Below are 19,371 nucleotides of genomic sequence, written 5' to 3'. Positions count from 1 at the left end.
GGGGGACGTCCGCGCGGATCACCGGTTGTCGATCATGTTGAGTATCGGTAGCAGCCCAGTGATCCGCCAGTAGGAATGGGTACATCTGCGCTCCGCGCGACTTTGTACGAGGGGTCGGCTCAGCCCCTGGTCCTGAGCGATGTCCTCTGCCGGCGGCTACTCCGTCTCGAACCCTTGGCTCGTGAACTTCAGCGACCGGCTGTTCTCTGTCACCGTTCGCACCACCGTCTCCGGCGCGCCGCCTGGCATCTCGGCTTCGATTTCGAGCGTCACGGTCACCTTCGCGCCCACCAGACCGGCGAGGTGGGCGATCACTTCGTCGGCAATCACGCTGGCGTCACGACCGGCTCGAGCCGCTTCAAGCCTCACGGAGCCATGGAAACGCTTGGGAGCCTGTTTCGGTGTGGGTTGGGCCGGGCCCGGTCCAGGAGGCGTAGGTCCTGGCGGCGTCGGCCCTGGCCCTGTCGGAGTTGGACCGGCTGAAGGCGAGGCGGCTTCGAGCTGCTTCTGCGCGACGTCAGGTCTCACGAGCAACCCGGATGAGTCGGCATCCGGGAGCGCGATCTGCTTGCCTCCGCAAAGGCCCCGGTAGCGCACGGCCTCCTCGTCGTAGCTGTCCGCGTACGCGAACGAGTCCTGTTCCCAGAGCAGGAGACCGCAGCCGTCCTGAATGGCCGCCGTCAGCACCGCGGACGATCGGAGGCGAGGGAGATAGAGGTAGCGGCCGAAGTCCTCGACGAGCTGCTTGATCGCCACGTGGTTGCCGCGCCAGAGCGGCACGCGGTCGAGCTCCATCTTCAACCGGGTGGCCGCGAATCCGGTGAGCAGCAGTTCGTCGCTGCGGAGCTTCTTGCTGGCGCGCACGGCAAGCGGGTCTTGGCCTGACAGGCGAATCGCCTGCCATTCGATCGCCGCCTGCGGCGACGACTGCACCGGCACGAGGAGCCACTGGTAGGTCTCGGGCAGCCGCGCCGTCACCGCGCCGTCCGCCGCGCTTCTCTGAGTCTCGGCCTGCTTGACCTGCTGCGGATCGAGATTGAGAACCACTTTCTCCGCCAGGATGGACTCCCAGGCGAGGAAGCGCCGTACCGCCTCGTCGAGATCCTGAAGCCGCGTCTTGTCCGCCGCCAGGACCACCAGGGCATTGCGATAGAGTCGCGGCGCTCCCCCGCGCGATTCCAGAATCGCCCGGGCCTTGGTCTCGGCCGCGCTCCCTGGCTCCTTCGTGTAGGCATAGTCGACACCGAGCACGACGAGCCTCGCGTCGAGGTCATCCGGCACGTCTTGGCCCGACTGCGGCATCGGATGGATGCGGCTGAAGTCGCCCTTGTGCTGCAAGTCCCTGCGCAGTCGCTGGTCCAATTCCTGAACCACCTTGTCGGGATCGCGCTTGAGCTGCTCGGCGCGGTCCTCCGCGAGTTTGGTGACCGTGGGCTGCGTCGAGTACCAATAGCGGGGACCATCCTGATAGAGGTAGGTGGCCGCGCCGGCGAGCCGCCTCAGCGCATCGCCGAACACCGCGGGCGACTCGCCAGGCATCACGCATCCAAGCTTGACCCGCCGATCCTCGAGGCCTCGGTGAGCGGCAGCGGCGGTCGGCGCCGACCCCAGGTAGATGGTCCGCGCCACGCGCCGGCAGGCGGCGTGTTTGCCGAGGTTCGGCACTTCCCCGTCCATCCGCAACGGGAGCGAGTTCGGACCGTCCACGTCTTTCTCGATCACCGGGACCCAGTTGTCGGACAGGTAGCGCGTCAACTCGAACTGCACGCGCGTCTCGTCGATCGAGATGTTCGCCGGGAGGATCAGCGGGTTCCGGTCCCCCTTTTCCCACAGGCTGTGGATCACCGCGGCCATCAGGCGCAGCACACCCCGGGTGCGCTGGAACTTCACCAGGGTGGACCAGTCGGCGTAGAGCCGGTCAAAGATCTCCGGGTGGATCGGATAGGCGGCCCTGATCCGTTTCTCGTACTCGGCGTCGCGGCATTCCGGGGGGAACTCCTGGTGCTGCGCGCGGTAGAAGTCGGCGAACGCTCGCGCGACCACGTCCCGGTCCCTGAACTGGGCATCGGTCGCCAGTGGCTCGAACAGACGCCGACGCACGATCTCGAAACCCTCCTCGGCGCTCGCAGGCCGCCACGACGACTCGAGACGCCCGACGACGTTCCGCAGGCGATCGAGCGCCTCCCGTCCACGCTGTCCACCAACCTCCACGTCGTTGGCCTGGGTGTGGGGCGAGCCGGTGGTGTCGGAAGCCGGCAGGCTGATGACCAGGAGGCAGTTCTTGGCCAGCTTGGCCGACTCAGTCAGCACCTGGGCGAAGGTGAACTGGGTTTCGAACCCGCCGGCCGGCAAGTCGCTCTGGTCGTGAAGCTGCCGTGCGTAGGCCACCCACTCATCGATCAGAATCAGGCACGGCCCGTACTCCTTGAACAACTCGCGCAGCGCATCGCCCGGGCTCGTCGCCTTCTCATCGTCGGCTTGAATCCGCGCGAACGCCTTCTTGCCGCCGAGCTGCCAGGCCAGCTCTCCCCAAAGCGTCCGGACGACTGTGCCGTCCGGCTTGACGCCGGGATTGCCCGGCGAGATCTTGTTGCCAACCAGGACCACCCGACGTGGGCTCGCGAGCGTCGTGGCATCAGCCGCCTGCATCACCACGTCGATTCCCGGCAGGTCGCTGGGCGCGATGCCGGAGAAGAGGTGATAGAGCGCCAGCATCGAGTGCGTCTTGCCACCGCCGAAGTTCGTCTGGAGCTGGACGACCGGGTCGCCGCCTTTGCCGGCCAGACGCCGAACCGCTCCGGAGAGCATGGCCTTCAGGCTCTCCGTCAGGTAGGTGCGGCGGAAGAACTCGACCGGGTCCTTGTACTCCGCGGTGCCCTCGCCGAGGTGGACCTGCCAGAGATCGGCCGCGAATTCCGCCTGCTGATAGAGGCCGCTCGCGACGTCCCGATGCGGTGTCACGACCTCACGCCAGGGCTTCAGCAGGCCGGTGGTCGCGCTCTCGATCGCGATGCCGGCCGTCTTGCGCTTCTCACTGCGCACCTGCTCATCGAAGCGCAGGCGCAGCAGCTCCATCTTGATTCGTTCGATCTCGTCCGATTGCGGCGCCGACACGGCGGCCAGCAGCCGCCCTGCAGAATCCAGCGCGCGATAGGCGTCGTCGCTCGAGAACGTCTGCTGGTGCGCCCACTTGTTCCGGTGGTCGCGGAGTTCAGAGAGGAGACTCCGTTCGGCGGGACCCAGCGTGCGGCGAAAGACGTCGTTCCACGTCTCCCACATGAACTTCAGGAGCGCCGCCGCGTCCCATTCGGCAATCGGACGCTTCGCGTTGAGCCGGTCGTCGCCGAGGAACCGAGCGGCCTCCGCCGCGGCCCGTCCCTGATAGACACTCGCGAACTCGCGCTCGACGAAGGGTCCCAGGCCGGCCTTCAGCAGATCCAGCGCCTTGCCGACGCGTTCGTGGTTGGTGATGGCCATGGGCTATTCCTCGTTCTCCCCAAAGAGCGTCGGCTCTGCGGCCTCGACCTTGCCGCTCTCGCGCGCGAGACGCGTGATCTCGGGCCAGCTCTGGACCAGCGCGTTGTAGGCGAGCGCTTCGGGCGCTCGTTTCTTGCGCTCGCACAAGGTGTAGAGCCGGTAACACAGCTCCCGCGCGGTCTCTGCCTTGCTCCCGAGCTTCGCCGCCAGCGTTGCAGCGTCACCTTCACCACCTGCTTCAAGTACTCGAATCAGGTGGTGCACGATCTCCCAGGCCGTCAGACGTTTGTCCGTCGCAGGATCCCAGTCGTCCGGCAGTTCGCTGGGCTTCAGGAGACGCACCTTCCCGCGGCCGGCCGCGACAATGCCCGCCTCCACCAGGCCCTGGACTGCGGTGTTCTTTGCACGTGCGAGCACATCCGCGACGCCGAAATCGCCCTCCGAGAAGCCGGACTGCTCGAACCACGCCAGCGCCCAGCGGCTGTCGCCATCCAGGTCGCCCTCTTGCTCGGCCAGCGCGTCGTCAAGGGTTTGGTTGATAAGCGCCAGCGCGTCGCGAACCGACAAGGGCCTGCCCTCGGCATCGAGGACCTTCGCATACCGGGTGTAGACCGCCATGCCGGGACCGATGGCGGCTTGGGCGAGGTCGACGGGCGCGATGTTTCCGCGTTGCAGGAGACCGAGGGCGGTCGGTAGTTCCGCCTTCAGCGTGGAGGTGAACTCGCGACGCGTGGCGGTCGGTGCAGTGGCCCCACGGTGGCGGCAGACGAGGATAATGCTAGACGCCAAGGCGTTACTGCCGATGCCCCGGCCACGAACATCGCGCTCTGTCCGCATCGGCCACGTGCCGGTAATTGCGAACCCCGCGTGGATCACTGCCTCTAGAAACGTGTCCCAGCCGGTACTCGCCGTTCCTGCTGCATCGTCGCTTTCAGCCTGCTTGAAGGCATAGTAGACCGTGACCGGAAATGCGGGATGAGACTGCTCCGCGAGCCGATGCATCGCCTGGGTCATGCCAGCAAGAAAGAAAGCCTCGGCACTGTCCTTGCTCCCGTGGCGATGGGGGGTGGCTACCAATTCCTCGATCTTCGGGACCGCAAGTGTCGTGAAGATGTCGGGCAGAATGCTGTTCAGCGACCGACGCTGCCATATGTAGAAGAAGTCCGACAGGTCAGCGTAGCCGATGTTGTCGTAGTACGGCGGGTCGGTCGAGACCACCTTCCCAACGGAGACAGCCTGAGAGGATGCATCGGCTTGAATTGCAGTGCCAGGTGCAGTTGCGTGAGGAAGAAAGAGCAGCGCTTTGTAAAGCCACGTGTCGAAGTTGTCCGAGAAGTTACCCGAGGAAGAACTGAACGGGTTCCCCTCGGCGAAGTCCCAAGTCATGGACAGCGCTTGCCGACTGAACGTGAATCGAATGTCCTCCTTCTTCTCCCCCGGATTCCACGAGCACAAGGTCGAGCACGCATTTGAGTACCGGGCCGTCGCCAATCCGAGATACGTGGCGACAGCGTCAGCATAGGCGGTAACACCGGTGCCTCCGGCGAGGATGGGCTTGCCGTCATCGGGGAGACGCGCTGCCGTCGCGTCCCGCTGGACTCGTTCGCGTGCCTCGTGGACCATGTCGGCGAACGTCGTCAGCGCCACAAGTTGGCGAGATGTGAAGATGTCGCTCCACCTCGTCATCCCATAGTTTCCTACGCGAAAGCCGAGCGCCTGCTGAAAGAACTCGACGTCAGGCTTCCACACTGGCTTTGCGTGACGCGCAAGGCCTTCGGCCGCCTCGTTCGGCGTCAGGTAGACACGGAAGCCGTGTCCTTCGGCGACAGTGGCCATCAGCCGTTCGCCCATACGCCCTGCCCTGGCCTCAGCCCTGATGTAATCTCCCCCAATCGGCGCTCCCGACATTAGACATACGAAGTTAGCACCCGTGAGCTTGGTTCCCTTCTTCGTCGCGTCAGCGTCCGTTGGCTGACCCACCTTCACGGAAAAGCGGTAGCGGCCACCCTCTACGACCGGCGCAATAAATGCTTCCTTGCCAGGCTTGATGCCGAGGGTAAACGTCGTGGTGAGCGGGACGTCTACATGCGCGAACGCCGGATTTGGGCTCTTCACCGTTCGCGCCCAGAGCCAGGCGATCACGGTCAGCTTCTGGCCAACAAGCGGCTTCAGGTCGTCGCGCTCCGTCGCCATCTCCGCGGTGATCTCGATCTTCGGGTAGAGGTGGCCGATGCGCTTCTCGGCTTCGTCGCGCATCCACTTCCCGTAGTAGCGAACGTCCGCGGCGAGCCCTTCGGCGTCCTTCCACTTCCTGTCGAACAGTCTCTTGTCCGCGCGCACGTCGGGGTTGACCGGTGGCCGGCCTGCGAACTTTGGCGGGATCTCGATCATCGCCTTGTTGATCAGGACCGCCACCGGGTTCAGGTCGCTCGCGTAGCTCTCCAGCCCGAGTCGTTGCGCCTCGAGAGGCAGCGAACCGCCGCCGGCAAAGGGATCGTGAAACGCCGGCAGCTTGTAGCGGTCGAACAGCTCCTTCGCCCGAGGGTGGTCAGCGTTTTCCGCGCAGGTGTATCGCCAGCTCTGCCAGATTTCCGCCCGGGCGGCCTCCAGCACCTCCTCGTTGGTGGTGTTCTCCCACTTCACCAGGTCCTTGATGATTTCGAACAGCCGCTGGCGTTCCTTCTCCTGCTTCTTCTCGGTTGGAAAGAGATCAGGATGGGCCGAAGGGTCATCCACCATCTGGGCGAAGATCACCGCCCGCGCGGCTGCCAACGGCCGACGCGCCCACCACAGGTGCAACGTGCTCGGGTGCCCGTGCCGGATGGACTTCTCGCGGGCCGAGGCCACGTTGATGGCGTCGAGGGGCAGCGCCACCTCGATGAGCTTCTTCGTCATTCCGCTCCTCTGTCAGAAGGGGGCGTCGGCGCTTCGCGCGCGAATCTCGCGGCGACCTCTGGCAAGTGCTCCTCGAAGAAGCGGCGCTGCTCGGGACGAAGTGCGTTGAATCTGAGCTTCTCGGGAGAGACTCCGAATTTGAGTTTGATCTGTCCCGGAGGAAGCGGAAGGGCGGGGTCGATTCGGCAGGATCGTTCTTCGTCCTCGTAATCGAAGAACTCTGCGACCTCGAAGTCTGTGTACGGCGACAGACCGACCATCTTGTTGTCTGCCCACGTGCATCCCTGTGCCGCCAACAGGTGGTACTGCTCTCGCGAAAGGGGTAAGCCGGACGTCAACCGCCCAGTTGGTTCCCAGACCAGCCGATGAAACAGCGTTTCGCACCGGCTCCTGATCTCAGACAAGCGATTGCCCAACTCGGGCCGTAGGTCGCTCGCGTTCGGGGATTCGTAGAGGGCCTTCAGAGCTTCCCCGAGACCCTGATCGATTGCGCGTAGCGTGTCGGCCCATGTCTCATCCGCCATCTCCGCCTCCACCCCATCGCTCTTCGGTCGCAGTTGCGCTCGGTCGGGCTGGTTGCCCGCGATGGAAGCTCCGAGAAATCGTAGCTGACGCGCGTCATCCCAGCTGGCGACGGAAGGGGCCCCGGCCATAGCGAGCTCCCGGACTCAGCATGGGCATCTGACGATTTCAGTGCGTCGTCTGACGGTTAGCTGACGATTAGCTTGGTTGCCCAGCCCAACCGCACATCTGACGATTAGGGCCGGATGCCTGACGATTATCTGACGATTAGCCGCTGGAGCCGAGGACGTACCTCGTCGAACGTCCCCGCCCCTCCTTCCTGGCCAAGCCCAGCTCGAGCAACAGGTTGAAGTCCCGCGCGGCGGTGTCTCGGGTCACACCAAACTCGTCTTCACATCGCCGGCTTGTCAGCGCCTGGCCTTCGGCGAGCATCACGGCCATCTTCCGCTGCCGTTCATTGAGCTGTGTTTCCACCGCGGGACCGATCAGCAGTTGCTTCTCTGGAACTCGCAGGCGGTCGATGTTGTCGCCCGGTCCCGGGAACGTGACCTGGAAATAGCCCGTGTCCGTCCCGAGCAACGGCTGATCGAGGCCGTGGTCGAGCATCTGGTCGCGCATACGGCGGAACCCGCTGCCACGCTCCTCGATCCGATGGAAGTAGGACAGGCACTGCGCGAGAACGGGGTTGCGTGAACAAGGCCGGTACTTGCCTCTCCGCAACGCCGCCAACGTGATGGGCGCCGGCGGCAGGCCGGGGCTCGATACCACGACGCGGTCGGCAAAGACCTCGAGCATGATCTTGCGCCCTGCGTCCTCATACTGTCGGTGGGCCACGGCGTTGACGAGCGCCTCGCGCAGCCCGGACGCCGGGTACTCGTCCAGTCGGACGCGATTGAGCCCAACGACGCGCATCGGATGCCGGGTGTTGCGATCGATGAACGCCAGGGCGCGCTCAATGGCGACCGGCATCGGCTCGCGGATATCCTCGTGGTCCCGAGGATCACCGTCCGGTTCGGCGCCCCGATACGCGTCGGCCAGGATGCGGCACTGAGGAAAGACCGCCGAGGGATCACGTGCCAGGAGCACGATCCCGGCGGCCGTGGCGTAATGTTCCCCCGACGACGCCTCGTGCCACACCAGTCCGCGGAGAGACACGCCGGTGAGGAGATCCTCGTCGGAGATCCCGTCCGGCTGGCGCTGCTCGGCCACGCCGATGAGTCGGCGCGCGACAACCCTCTCGAGATCTCGCCACCGCATCCGAGCGACCTGCCGGGATTCGAACGGAGACGTCGCCTCGATGGTCTGATGGGCCGTTTCGTTCTCGTCGCTCGTGGGCGCGATCGCGAACCGATCGCGGAGGAGCCTGACCAGCGCTGCGCGGACTTCCTTCTGCAGTTCGATCACGTTCCCGAAGCGCTTGTACTTGGGGCCGTCCGCGTCGAGCTCGTCGAGCAGAGCGGTCGTGCCCGGCTCGCGCTTGACTCGTCGGTCCCCCTTGATGAAGGCCAGCACCGGGAGCGTGCGGTCCTTGGCGCGGCGATACTCGGCGTGCGTGATCGACAACCCGTCGACGATGGTGCCGTATTGGAGCCCGACGATGAGCAGGTACACCTGGCAAGTGTTCAGCGCGGTCAAGCACCCCTCGAGTGCCCGGTCTGGGGAAGCGGGCTCGAACTCGTAGAGCACCGGTGCGCAATGGGACGAAAGGAACGCGTCGGTGTTCACCAGGTTCTGGACGATGAGGCGTTCATCCTCCAGTTCGTTCTGAACCGAGCTGACGAAGACTCTCAGCCTAGCCGTCATTGCGGCTCTCCCGCCCGCGCCAACAGTTCGCCAAAGTCGTAGTTCACGCTCGTCACCCCGAAGTCCGGCTCACGGCGGAACGGCTCGCGACAATAGTGGATGCGATGGGTGCCATCTTGGCCGAATTCGACGATGGCCAGGATGAAGTCGTCCGGCTTGTTCAGCGAGTAGAGGATCTCGTTCCGCGTCACCGTGATCGTCGCGGCGGACTCGACCCGTCCCTTGACTTCGATGAACCGCAGCTTTCCAGTCCCTGGCACCCTGCTCTCGATGTCGTAGCCCAGCTTATCGAACTCCCGGTCCGTCGGGTCGAAGCCGAGACGGCGCTCGACGTCCATGATGATGGCGCGTGCGCGGGCGGCGCTGACCTGAGTGTCAACGGGATGCGTCACGGCCGGCTCGGTCCTGCCGGTCATTGCGGCGAGCAGACCCGCGGGCACCACCAGCGCACCGCCGAGCACGACGGGCGGCAGCGCGGAAAGCTGCGCTTCGAGCCTCAAGTCCTCCAACCGCTTCTGCAACCGCCCCTGGAGCCCGTCGGCTCGCTTCCGAGCCTCGCCTGAATTGAGCCGGGCGTTCGGCTTGCCCGCCTGCTCCTGGAGCTTCAGTTGCTCGGCCCGGTGGTCCCAGTAGGTGATCTCCTTGGTCAGCCTCTCCTTGACGGCGGCCTCGGTCTTGGCGATCAGGCCGAGCCGGGTCCCGCGCACCTCCTGTACGTGTTCGGGCACGATGTGGGCGACGGCGTGCCCCTGCGCTTTCTGCTCGATCTCTCGCGTGATCCACGCGCACTCCGGACGGTGGAGGATGGTCTCGACGGTCGGCTCCCCTTCCGCCAGCGGCCGGTAGTCGAGGTACGGGGCGTAGTGGACGTGTCGCGCCGTGCCGTCCGCGGCCAGTTCGACGTAGAACATTCGCTTGGAGATAACACGCCGGTCGCCGCTCCGGGTGGGCGTCGCGTCCTGAATCGCGTGTTCGAGGTAGAAGAGGACCCGCGGCTGCAGACCAGGGTCGCGCTCGTCCACGAGCACCGCGCCTCGCTTGAGCAGATCCTGATGCCGCTCGAGGGTGAGGTCGATGACGGCATCGAGCAGCGGGTGGCCCGGACACACGAAGGCGGCCAACGGTTGGCCGACCGGCGCGACCAGCGACTTCTCGAAGGCAATGCGTTCGTACCGCGGCAGCACCGGTTCGCCGATGCCGATGAGCCGGTCCCGGCTCCGCACGGCCGCCGGTACGTGCGTCACCTCGTAGCGCCTCGGCTCGCGGCGCTTCGACGTCCCACCCAGGCGCTGAAAGGCGGCGTGGAAGAAGGACTCGATGTAGTGCGGCTGCAGTCGTCGGGCTTCCGCCCGTTCCATGTCCTCGCGAATCCGCTGCACGCGACTGACGTCCATCGCGTCGTGCGCGAGCGCGCGTTCCTCGAGCAGGCTCTGGAGCTGACCGCGATCGAGCGCTTGTTCCACGACGCGGGTCAGGCGCGCTCGCACCTCCGGCTGGTCACCATACCGAATCGCCTCGATGAGCAGGTCGCGGAGGGCACGACCTTCGAATTGCAGCTTGCCGAGGACGTCGAAGACCTGGCCACCCAGGGCCTGCCGCGCCTGTTCGAGTTTCTCCAGCAGCTTTCGGTAGACATCGCCCTCGCGCGTCTCCTCGGCCACCAGGTTCCACAGGTGGCAGACCTCGGTCTGACCGATGCGATGGATGCGGCCAAATCGCTGCTCAAGGCGGTTCGGGTTCCAGGGCAGATCGTAATTGACCATCAGGTGCGCGCGCTGGAGATTGATGCCCTCCCCGGCGGCATCGGTCGCGAGGAGCACCTGGACCTCCGGGTCGTGCCGGAAGGCTTCCTGCACCTTCATGCGATCTTCGCGGCCCATGCCGCCGTGGATCACCACCACCGCCTCCTTACGGCCGAGCAGTGTGGTGATGCGGCCTTCCAGGTACGAGAGCGTGTCGCGGTGCTCGGTGAACAGCACCAGCTTCTGAGTTGGCGACGACGCGGGGGGAGCGATCGGGCCGGCACCATATGGGGGCGGCCCCTCGGCGACGCGATTGGCGACGGCCGCGGAGGTGAAGATCTCGCTGAGGAGGGTGGCCAGTTCCCGCCATTTCCTGTCCTGGCCGCTCCGCCGCACGGCCTGGGCGAGCACCTCCAGCCGCTGCAGCGTCGCGATCTCGGCCTTCAACTCGGCGATCGTGCGCGCCGCGGTGGCCTGGTCGAGGATCTGCTCCTCGGCCTCCTGCACCTCGTTGTCCGGCGCGTCATCCAGGTCCTCAACGTCATCCGCATCGAGCGTGGGTTGGCTGGCGATGAGGGCCGGGGTGACCTCCGCCGCCCTGGCGAGCAACTCCAATTCCCTCAGCCGGCTCTCGAGGCGTTCCCGACGGCGTCGGAGTGACTGGTAGATCGCCTCTGGGGATGACGCGAGTCGTCGCTGCAGAATCGTCAGCGCGAAGCCGACCGTGCCCGCACGCTTGTCGTTCTCGAGCGCCTCCGCCCGATTGAACTCCTCGCGCACGTAGTTGGTGACTTCTTTGTACAGGTGCGCTTCCGCGTCGCATAGCCGGTAGGGGACCGTGTAGGCGATGCGCTCGGGGAACAGAGGCGTCCCGTCGAACTTGAGCAGGTTCTCCTTGACCATCCGTCGCATCAGGTCCGACACGTCGGAGGAGTGCACGCCGTCCCGGAATCGCCCTTCGAAGCGGTCACCGTCGAGGAGCGCCATGAACAGCTGGAAGTCCTCCTCCTTGCCGTTGTGCGGCGTGGCCGTCATCAAGAGGAAGTGCCGGGTCAGGGTGGAGAGCAGTTGTCCGAGGCGGTAGCGCTTCGTGTACTTGATTTCGCCGCCGAATACCGTCGCGGACATCTTGTGTGCCTCGTCGCACACGACCAGATCCCACCGGCCGTCGGGCACCTTGAGCTTCTCTTGCACGTCCTCGTTGCGCGAGAGCTTGTCGAGACGCGCGATCACGAGGTTCGCCTCCAGGAACCAGTTGCCGGTCCTGGCGGCCTCGAGCTTGTCGTTCGTTAGGATCTCGAAGGGTAAGTGGAAACGGCGGTACAACTCATCCTGCCACTGCTCGGCGAGGCTGCCTGGGCAGACAATGAGGCACCGCTGCAAATCGCCGCGGGCGATCAACTCCTTGATCAGCAAGCCCGCCATGATGGTCTTGCCGGCGCCCGGGTCGTCCGCCAGGAGGAACCGGAGCGGCTGGCGCGGCAGCATCGCCTCGTAGACGGCCGTGATCTGGTGAGGCAGCGGCTCGACAACGGACGTGTGGACGGCGAGAACGGGGTCGAACAGGTGTGCGAGGCGAATTCGCTGCGCCTCGGACACCAGCCGAAACAAGCCGCCGTCGCCGTCGAAGCTCCACGGCCGTCCCTGCTCGACGATCTCGAGCCGCGCCTCGTCATCGCGATAGAGCAGTTCGTTCGCGACCTTGCCGGCGGCCGTCTTGTACGTGAGTTCGAGAGCTTCCGACCCGAACCACTGCACGCTGACGACGGTGACGAGGCCGTCCGGGAGGACGCCGCGGACGGCGGCGTTGGGCGTGAGATCGTCAAGCTTGGTCATGCGAAGCCTGCGGGCAGATTCGGCACCGTCCGACAGCCGGGCCGGGGACTTGCGGGCTGATTCTACCGCGGAAGGGTGTCAGGGGAGGTCAAAGTAGGTCCTGGCGTCGATCACACCGGGAGCCTGGCGGGGCGGGGCGGGCGCGGGCGCACGAACACCCCGACCGTCCGATCTCAGTCTTGCTGTCGTGGATCGGGGACCAGGCCGACGTTCGCAGTCAACCGGCTCGGCGCGCGCCGGGGCACCGCATTCAGACGCGATACATATCGTCCATGCGTTCTACAAGACGTGCCAGCTCCGCACAGAGGGCGATCCCTTGCTCAACGCCCGCGCGGGCGGACCGGATTGCATCGACAAGCACATGCTCCGGCACGTGGTTCACTGCGTCTGGGTGCACCACCACCTTTGACGATCTGTATCCCACTGAGTAGTTCGACACGATGCCTGCACCGTTGATGGTCCAAGCCTCAGTCTGCGCCAGGTCCACAGAGGACCTGACTCCGATGAAGGCATGTGAATCACTCAAGGGAATCGCGATACCCAGTGGACACGTGCCGCCGTTCGGAGTGCCCACCAGTGGAAACCAGCCGTCGGCCGGATAGTACAACGGGGCTCGCCGATTCACGGTGATCCGCATCAGCCGATACCGGTCACCTATCGCAGACGCTAGGCCGTCGATGTCCCGCTCCGGCTTGCTGAGCGCGTCCTCGACCGTAGCTGGGCCATCGAGCGCATCAGTAGCGCGAAGCGGCTGAAGCAGCAGTAACAATGAAAGAGCCCTGAATAGCGGCCATTCAAGTTGCTGCGACACGTCGCCGACCGACGCCCATAGCCGCGCTCGTGCGGCCGCGATCGGGGTCTCAATGTACCGGTTGAGTCGCGCTTCGATCTCGGAGGAGTGCACGCCCTCTCGTGCGAACAGCGACCTTGATGACTGGGATCGGAGTTCGCCCCGATCAAAGTCGTAGTACCAGAGTTCTCGCTGGTCGTGTTCCCATGGTTCCGTGAGGAACCTGGATACGAAGTGCGAGTTCAGAGCCATATGGTGTGTGCCTTCACCCGCTCGGCCTCGCAAAACGACCTGCCAGACACCGGCGTCGTTGGCCGCGATGGCTGTGAGCTTCTCTTCCGCCGCGCCTTTCAGTCCCCCGGTTGTTGAACGTTGGCAGGCGCCGAGAGTCGGGCGATCAGATTGCAAAGGAACATGTAGACGCCCAGCAGTCCTTGACGTGCCTCTGATGCCGACACCTGGGCATGCACACCCTTCGACGCCACGTCGTTAAGGCGCCGCATGAATAGGGTCAGGTGCTCCAGCTCCGTTCGAAGAAGCGACCCGGAGGATCCGGCGCCCGCATTCCGCGCACAGAACTCTTGGAGCCGGTTCAGGTACTGCTCCTCGCCCAGGAGACGAGCGTTCCCGTCGGAACACGACACCGGCGCCTGTACGGGCGGGTAATGGTAGTCCGCCACTGCCTTCATCGCTCTTCGAACTGAGGTCAAGAGCAGTGCGTGATCCTCCGGGTCCGTGGAGCCGATGAGGCTGGCGGCCTTGCGCAAGCTCTGATAGGCGAGATCGCACCTCTCAGCATAGAAGTTGTGCACCTCGCGCTGAACCTCACCGACGAGGTCTGAGGTTCGCGCTTCGGCGGCGATCTGCGCCTGAACCCGGGTGGCGTAGTAAACGCATCGGGTTCGAACGCGCTCGAGAACCTGCTGGCAGGCGCGGATCTTCAGCCGCATCTGCCCTTTTAGCTGCAGGTTGCGGTCGGTGAAGGCAGCCGCGTCGTACTCACCCAAGCCCGGCGGCAGGGCAAGGTCCCGAATGCCAGCTTCCATCTGTTCAATGTCGCGTTCCATCTCGCCAACGCCCATGGCGAGCACGCTTCTGCCTTCTTCGCCGCCCACAAGTTCGGGCGAGACCGTTCGTTCTTCTATCCACCGGTCTTGTGTCGCCTTCCAGATGTCCCGTCGTGCCTCCTGATTCAAATGGAGCGTCTCAGCCTGGAAAGCCGATTGCATCTGAGTTCGGTCGGGATAGGCCTCGCGCAAGAAAACGATGACGTTGAACGTGTCCGTGTTCTCTCGCGCGAGTCGGAGGCACGCGAAGACGGCTTTATCCACCTCGCGCGCCTCGGCGAAGCAGTAGATTCGCTCGATCAGCAATTCTCCCGGCTCCAAGTTCGTCGCCATAGGGTGCCTTCACGAGTTCGGACGCGACGTCGCCGTCACAGTTGCGCGTGATTCTACCGCGGAAGGGTGAAAGGGGAGGTCAGGGTCGCTGACAAAAGGGGCGCCGCTCGTTATGATGGCGACCATGAACGACGCCGATGAGACTCACCCAGACAATCGAGATGCGCTTGATGAGGTCCCGTGGTGCGTGAAATACGGATATGTCCCGGTGTTTCGCGTCCCGAGCGGCCCGTGGAAGGTCGACGCGAGTTGGGACGACGCGTACTTCGATTCAGCGAAGACGATTGTCCAGGGTGTCGTCGAAGGGCACTTGCGGCCAGCGATCGAAGGCGTCGCCGGCGTCTACCTCTTTCGTCACTACCTTGAGATAGCGCTCAAGTACGTCATCTTCCATGCCCGTTGGTTGCAGGACGCAACCACAAATGCGCCGAAGGAGGACATCGAGGACGTCAAGAATACACACAATCTCGATTTCTTGTGGCAAACGGCCGAAAGGGAATGTCAGGCCAGGATTCCCAAGGAGACGTGGGAATCTTTCGACATCGAGTTTGCGCGGCGGATGGTGCTGGACTTCCACTCGGTCGATCAGAAAGGCATCCGCTTCCGGTACCACGGAGAGAAGTTCGGCATCGACAAGCGTCCCGAGCATGAACGGGTGCCTGTGGTTGACCACCTCTGGATTGACTATCCGCGCCTGTTGGTCCAGATGCAGCACGCTCGCGACGTCCTGTGGGCGATTGACGTCTACCTCCTGGAGTCCCACGGCGAGAACGCCGAGTGGGAAGCCGAGATGAACTCCTGGTAAGAGCGCATTAGCATTAGCGCCCGGGAACCAGATCTCTGACGATCCGCTCCAGATCATCCAGCCGCCAGCTGTGACGGAGGGCGATGGCCACGGCGATTGCCTCGGGGTACTGGGCGACCGACAGCTGCTCCGGCCGGCCGACGAGGGCGTCGAACTCGTCGCCGACGTAGAGTTCCTCGAGTAGCAACAACAGGAGCGACCGACTCCACTTCAACCCGCGCGCCTGCTTGGCGACCCTGGCCAGCGCTTTGCTCCTCCACGGTTCGTGCAGTCGACCAGCCTCCTGATTCTGCGGCGCCTTCGCCCGATGGGACCGGAGTGGCCCCTTTTGTTCGCGCTGAAGCGGCTTCCGAGCAGACGGATGCGTCGTGGGTCGTTTCATGGCCGTTCTCCCGGGGCTGCGCGGTTCTCTTCGCCTACACCGCTGGCTGCCTAGCCCAAGTGCAGGGAACGGACCAGGTCTCTGATCTCATGTTTTGCTAATGTTTTGGTAATTCAGCGCTCTAAGCTCTACAGCTAAATGGGTAGCTGCTACTCGTTTCGCCGCCTTCTTGATGGGTAGCAAATACCCGCACGGGCACGTCGGACCCATGATGTCCGCCGCTTGGGGCGGACTGGGATGCTGGCGGTTCTTGTGCGTTAGCTTGTAGTTGTCAGGCGGCTATTTCTTTCCCTGCGCTTCGCGCTCCGCCGCCGTCTTCGCCCACCTGGCCTGCGCCGCTCGGCGTAGCGTTTCGCTCCGTTCCTCCGGGCTGACGTTGCGCCAGCGGGCGGTGCCCAAGCCGACCGCCGTTCGCTGGATTGGCGTCGGTGAGAGGCGTCTACTCGCGAGATCCAGCATTTCAATGGCCAGATCGAGCAGGGCCTCGGCGGGCAGTCCGGTCTGACGCATCACGCGCTGCAGGCGTGCGCTGCGCCGGGAACCCAGGAGGCGCCCCAACTCATCATTTAATGTGGACTGCGATGGTCTTTTTTCTCTTGACATGCGTGTGCTTGTAGATTCACTATCGGTTCAACGCTGCAAATACTGTCGCAGGAGGCTCCCAATGTCCAGCGACGTTGTCCGTTCCATCCGCCGCACGGCCGCCCTGGCGTGTGCCGCGCTGCTGCTCATGCCCGCCCTGGTGTTCGCGCAGTCCCCCTGGGAGCGCGCCGCCGCCAACCTCGAGGCCGCCTTTACGGGCACGCTCGCCCGGTCACTCGCCCTGGTGGCGATCGTGATCGGCGGCCTGATGTTCATGTTCGGTGAAGGCGGCGCCAAGCGCCAGATCTCGGGCATCGTCTTTGGCGGGGGACTCGCGCTCTTTGCCGCGCAGTTCCTCGCCTGGCTGTTCTGACATCTCACGCGGGTCGTCGCGACCCGGAGGTCTTGTCATGGCAGACAGCCAGACGTACCGCCCCGTCTACAAAGCGCTCCACCGGCCGCTCACGATCGGCGGCGTGGACCGCCGCCTGTTCTTCCTCGCGCTCCTGCTCGGGGCGGCCACCTTCAACCTGTTCTATTCGCTCCTGGCCGGCGTCCTGATGTTCGCCGGTCTCTACGGCTTCGCGCTCTGGGCCGGGAGCCACGACCCGGAGATGCTCCGGATTCTCCTCGCCTCGGCCCGGCACCGCGACCGGTACGACCCGGGCAAGTGCGGCCCCGTCGACCTGGAGGTCCGGCGATGCTGAAAGTCGGGCGGATCCTGCACGACTACCAGGAGGCCGGCAGCGTCAACGCCCTGCTCGCCCTCTGGGGCTTCGTTGATTCGACGACGTTCCTCACGAAAGGCGGTCATGTCGGCGTCGTGTATCGCCTCCGGGGCATCGACTACGAGGGACTGACGCCCGAGGAACTCCGGGCCCTCGTCCACCGCTTCGAGGCCGCCCTCCGCCTGCTGGATGAACACTGCCGCGTCTACCAGTATCTGGTCAAGCGGATCGTCGATCCGTTCGAATCCTCGCCCTGCGCCCAGCCCGTCGCCCGCGAGGCCATCGAACGTCGCGTCACCCATCTGAACAGCCTGCGCCATGAACTCTTCGAGGTTGAACTCTACCTCGTGCTCCTCTATGAACCGCCGTCCTCGCAGCGGACCGCCACGTCGCTTCGCGACGTCTGGCGTCAGCCGCGGCAGGCCCTGCGGCGCTGGCTCTCGACCGCCGAAACCCTGACGCTGCTCGAGGCGGACCTCGATCGCGCGATCGGCATCCTGCACCATCACGCGCAGGCCTTCGAGGTGCAGATGGCCGAGTTCGGCCCGGCGCGGCTTTCGAAGCCGGAGGCCTTCCGGTTCTTCCGACGCCTCCTCAATTACGACCCGGAGGTGGCCACCGGAGCGCCCCTCGCGTACGACACCCACCTCGACTACTTCGTGGCCGATTCCGCCGTCGAGTGCCAGCGCGACCACCTCGTCGTCGGCCACCGCCTGGTCAAGGTGTTGTCCACGAAGGAGCCGCCCAGCCAGACGTTCGCGTTCTTGCTCCGCGATCTCTACACGATCCCGGGCGAACTCATCGCGTGCCTGGAGTGGCAGCGGCTGCCCAGCGACCGGATGCGGCGCGAGTTGCAGACACGGCGCCGGCACTTCTTCAACAAGCGCGTGTCGCTGGTGAACTACGTCTCGCCCGACACGCGACCCGAGGAGATGCTGGTGGACGATTCAGCGAGCGCCACGGTCCGCCAACTGGGCGACGCGCTCACGGAACTCGAAGTCCACGGCCACTTCTTCGGCACGTGGTCGCTGACACTCGTCCTCCACGGGCAGGACGCCCGCGCGCTGCAGCACCAGGCCGCCGAGGCGATGAAGGTCGTGGCGGTCCACGACGGCAGCCTGTTCGAGGAAACCTACAACCTGCTGAACGCCTGGCTGAGCACGGTGCCCGGCAACAGCGCCCACAACCTCCGGCGCCTGGCGCTCCTGGAGACCAACGCGGCCGACCTCGGCGTCCTCTTCACGCTGGACGGCGGCCACCGCGTGTGCCCGCACCTCCACCGGGATGCCCTGGCGGTCTTCGAGACGCCGCATCATACGCCCTACGCCTTCACGCTGCACGTGCAGGACGTCGGCCACACGCTGGTGCTCGGGGCCACCGGCAGCGGCAAGAGCTTCCTCCTCAACTTCCTGGTCACCCACGCGCAGAAATACGACCCTCTCACGGTCATTCTCGATCTCGGCCACAGCTACCGCAAGCTGGCGACGCTCCTGGAGGGACGCTACGTCGAGGTCGGCCTCCGTCAGCAGGCGGTGACGATCAACCCGTTCGCCCTGGACTCGACCCCGGAGCACCTCCATTTCCTCCACGCCTTTGTGAAGGTGCTCCTCGAGGGCGAGGACGGCTACCGCCTCAACGACCTTGAAGACCGCGAGGTCTACGACGCGGTCGAGAACCTCTACGTGCTGGATCCGGGCCAGCGGCGCCTGTTCACGCTCGCCAACCTGCTCCCGCGCGCGCTGACCGGACGCCTGCACAAGTGGATCGACGGGGGACGCTATGCGGCGCTCTTCGACAACCTCGACGACACGCTCACCTTCGACCGCCTGCAGGTCTTCGACTTCGAGGCGATGCGCGCGTACCCGTCGCTGCTCGAACCGCTGCTGTTCTACGTGATCCACCGCGTCACCGCACGGGTGCAGGACCCGGCCGAGGCCGCGACGCTCAAGCTCTGCGTACTGGACGAAGCGTGGCGCTTCATCCAGCACCCGACGCTCCGCGCCTACGTGCAGGAAGGGCTGAAGACGTGGCGGAAGCGCAATGCCGCGATGATCCTCGCCACCCAGACGATCGACGACTTCGCCTCGGCCGACCTGCTCCGGACGGTGGTGGAGAGCTGCCCGACCAAGCTGCTGCTCGCCAACCCCGCGCTCGACCGGGCGCGCTACGCCGAACTGTTCCAGTTGAACGCGACCGAACTGGACCTGCTGACCGGCCTGGCCCCTCGCCAGCAGATCCTTCTCAAACGACCGGGGCTGACGAAGGTGCTGAACCTCACCGTCGATCCGAAGAGCTACTGGATCTACACGAACACGCCGGTCGACAACGACCGCGTGGCGGCGATGTTCCGAGAGTTTGGCTTCCAGGCGGGCATCGATCGGCTCGCGGCGTCCGCCTAGCCCGGGAGGT

General features: G+C 65.0%; 13 protein-coding genes. 4 read left to right on the top strand and 9 right to left on the bottom strand.

The window, feature by feature from the left end; all coding sequences use genetic code 11:
• Positions 1–156: 156 nt before the first annotated feature.
• The 7 genes from VGK32_12655 to VGK32_12625 all read right to left on the bottom strand — a co-directional run bounded on the left by VGK32_12655 (position 157) and on the right by VGK32_12625 (position 14,465).
• Positions 157–3,477, bottom strand: a complete 3,321-nt coding sequence (locus tag VGK32_12655) for a Swt1 family HEPN domain-containing protein (protein HEY3382616.1) — start codon at positions 3,475–3,477, stop codon at positions 157–159.
• 3 nt (positions 3,478–3,480) lie between these two features.
• Positions 3,481–6,351 carry a DUF1156 domain-containing protein gene (locus VGK32_12650; protein HEY3382615.1) on the bottom strand — a complete coding sequence of 957 codons (2,871 nt, stop codon included), beginning with the start codon at positions 6,349–6,351 and terminating at the stop codon, positions 3,481–3,483.
• A gap of 17 nt (positions 6,352–6,368) precedes the next feature.
• Positions 6,369–6,896: a hypothetical protein gene (locus VGK32_12645; GenBank protein ID HEY3382614.1), complete on the bottom strand. Its 528-nt coding sequence runs from the start codon at positions 6,894–6,896 to the stop codon at positions 6,369–6,371.
• A 265-nt stretch (positions 6,897–7,161) separates the two neighbouring features.
• Entirely contained in the window at positions 7,162–8,697 is a 1,536-nt protein-coding gene (locus tag VGK32_12640; protein HEY3382613.1) for a helix-turn-helix domain-containing protein, read from the bottom strand.
• The gene (locus VGK32_12635; GenBank protein ID HEY3382612.1) at positions 8,694–12,275 is read right to left on the bottom strand and encodes a helicase-related protein; all 3,582 of its coding nucleotides are present in this window, start codon (positions 12,273–12,275) and stop codon (positions 8,694–8,696) included. The genes VGK32_12640 and VGK32_12635 overlap by 4 nt, the downstream gene beginning before the upstream one ends.
• Positions 12,276–12,525: 250 nt before the next feature.
• Positions 12,526–13,317, bottom strand: coding sequence for a hypothetical protein (locus VGK32_12630; GenBank protein HEY3382611.1), 792 nt, complete (start codon positions 13,315–13,317; stop codon positions 12,526–12,528).
• A gap of 98 nt (positions 13,318–13,415) precedes the next feature.
• Positions 13,416–14,465, bottom strand: coding sequence for a hypothetical protein (locus VGK32_12625; protein ID HEY3382610.1), 1,050 nt, complete (start codon positions 14,463–14,465; stop codon positions 13,416–13,418).
• A 187-nt stretch (positions 14,466–14,652) separates the two neighbouring features.
• Between VGK32_12625 and VGK32_12620 the strand changes: the two genes are divergently transcribed.
• On the top strand, positions 14,653–15,270 hold the full coding sequence (locus VGK32_12620) for a hypothetical protein (protein ID HEY3382609.1): 618 nt from the start codon (positions 14,653–14,655) through the stop codon (positions 15,268–15,270).
• Positions 15,271–15,283: 13 nt separating this feature from the next.
• Here VGK32_12620 and VGK32_12615 read toward each other — a convergent pair whose 3' ends face one another.
• A complete protein-coding gene (locus VGK32_12615; GenBank protein ID HEY3382608.1) occupies positions 15,284–15,652 on the bottom strand; it encodes a hypothetical protein in 369 nt (122 codons plus the stop codon).
• A 279-nt stretch (positions 15,653–15,931) separates the two neighbouring features.
• Positions 15,932–16,162, bottom strand: a complete 231-nt coding sequence (locus VGK32_12610) for a hypothetical protein (protein ID HEY3382607.1) — start codon at positions 16,160–16,162, stop codon at positions 15,932–15,934.
• 154 nt (positions 16,163–16,316) lie between these two features.
• On the opposite strand from VGK32_12610, the gene VGK32_12605 reads away from it, so the two are divergent.
• Genes VGK32_12605 through VGK32_12595 form a run of 3 tightly spaced genes read left to right on the top strand, consistent with a single transcriptional unit; the run spans position 16,317 to position 19,361 of the window.
• Entirely contained in the window at positions 16,317–16,607 is a 291-nt protein-coding gene (locus tag VGK32_12605) for a TrbC/VirB2 family protein (GenBank protein HEY3382606.1), read from the top strand.
• A gap of 37 nt (positions 16,608–16,644) precedes the next feature.
• Positions 16,645–16,941: a VirB3 family type IV secretion system protein gene (locus VGK32_12600; GenBank protein HEY3382605.1), complete on the top strand. Its 297-nt coding sequence runs from the start codon at positions 16,645–16,647 to the stop codon at positions 16,939–16,941.
• Positions 16,935–19,361: a hypothetical protein gene (locus VGK32_12595; GenBank protein HEY3382604.1), complete on the top strand. Its 2,427-nt coding sequence runs from the start codon at positions 16,935–16,937 to the stop codon at positions 19,359–19,361. The genes VGK32_12600 and VGK32_12595 overlap by 7 nt, the downstream gene beginning before the upstream one ends.
• Positions 19,362–19,371: the final 10 nt, after the last annotated feature.

It is taken from the genome of Vicinamibacterales bacterium (assembly GCA_036504215.1).
Lineage (GTDB): Bacteria > Acidobacteriota > Vicinamibacteria > Vicinamibacterales > Fen-181 > FEN-299.
This window is presented reverse-complemented; position numbering and strand designations above follow the sequence as displayed.

Coding starts and splice junctions, on each gene's coding strand:
- VGK32_12655 (HEY3382616.1), bottom strand. CDS start 3,477: ATGGCCATCACCAACCACGAACGCGTCGGCAAGGCGCTGGATCTGCTG.
- VGK32_12645 (HEY3382614.1), bottom strand. CDS start 6,896: ATGGCGGATGAGACATGGGCCGACACGCTACGCGCAATCGATCAGGGT.
- VGK32_12640 (HEY3382613.1), bottom strand. CDS start 8,697: ATGACGGCTAGGCTGAGAGTCTTCGTCAGCTCGGTTCAGAACGAACTG.
- VGK32_12635 (HEY3382612.1), bottom strand. CDS start 12,275: ATGACCAAGCTTGACGATCTCACGCCCAACGCCGCCGTCCGCGGCGTC.
- VGK32_12630 (HEY3382611.1), bottom strand. CDS start 13,317: ATGGCTCTGAACTCGCACTTCGTATCCAGGTTCCTCACGGAACCATGG.
- VGK32_12625 (HEY3382610.1), bottom strand. CDS start 14,465: ATGGCGACGAACTTGGAGCCGGGAGAATTGCTGATCGAGCGAATCTAC.
- VGK32_12615 (HEY3382608.1), bottom strand. CDS start 15,652: ATGAAACGACCCACGACGCATCCGTCTGCTCGGAAGCCGCTTCAGCGC.
- VGK32_12610 (HEY3382607.1), bottom strand. CDS start 16,162: ATGCGTCAGACCGGACTGCCCGCCGAGGCCCTGCTCGATCTGGCCATT.
- VGK32_12605 (HEY3382606.1), top strand. CDS start 16,317: ATGTCCAGCGACGTTGTCCGTTCCATCCGCCGCACGGCCGCCCTGGCG.
- VGK32_12600 (HEY3382605.1), top strand. CDS start 16,645: ATGGCAGACAGCCAGACGTACCGCCCCGTCTACAAAGCGCTCCACCGG.
- VGK32_12595 (HEY3382604.1), top strand. CDS start 16,935: ATGCTGAAAGTCGGGCGGATCCTGCACGACTACCAGGAGGCCGGCAGC.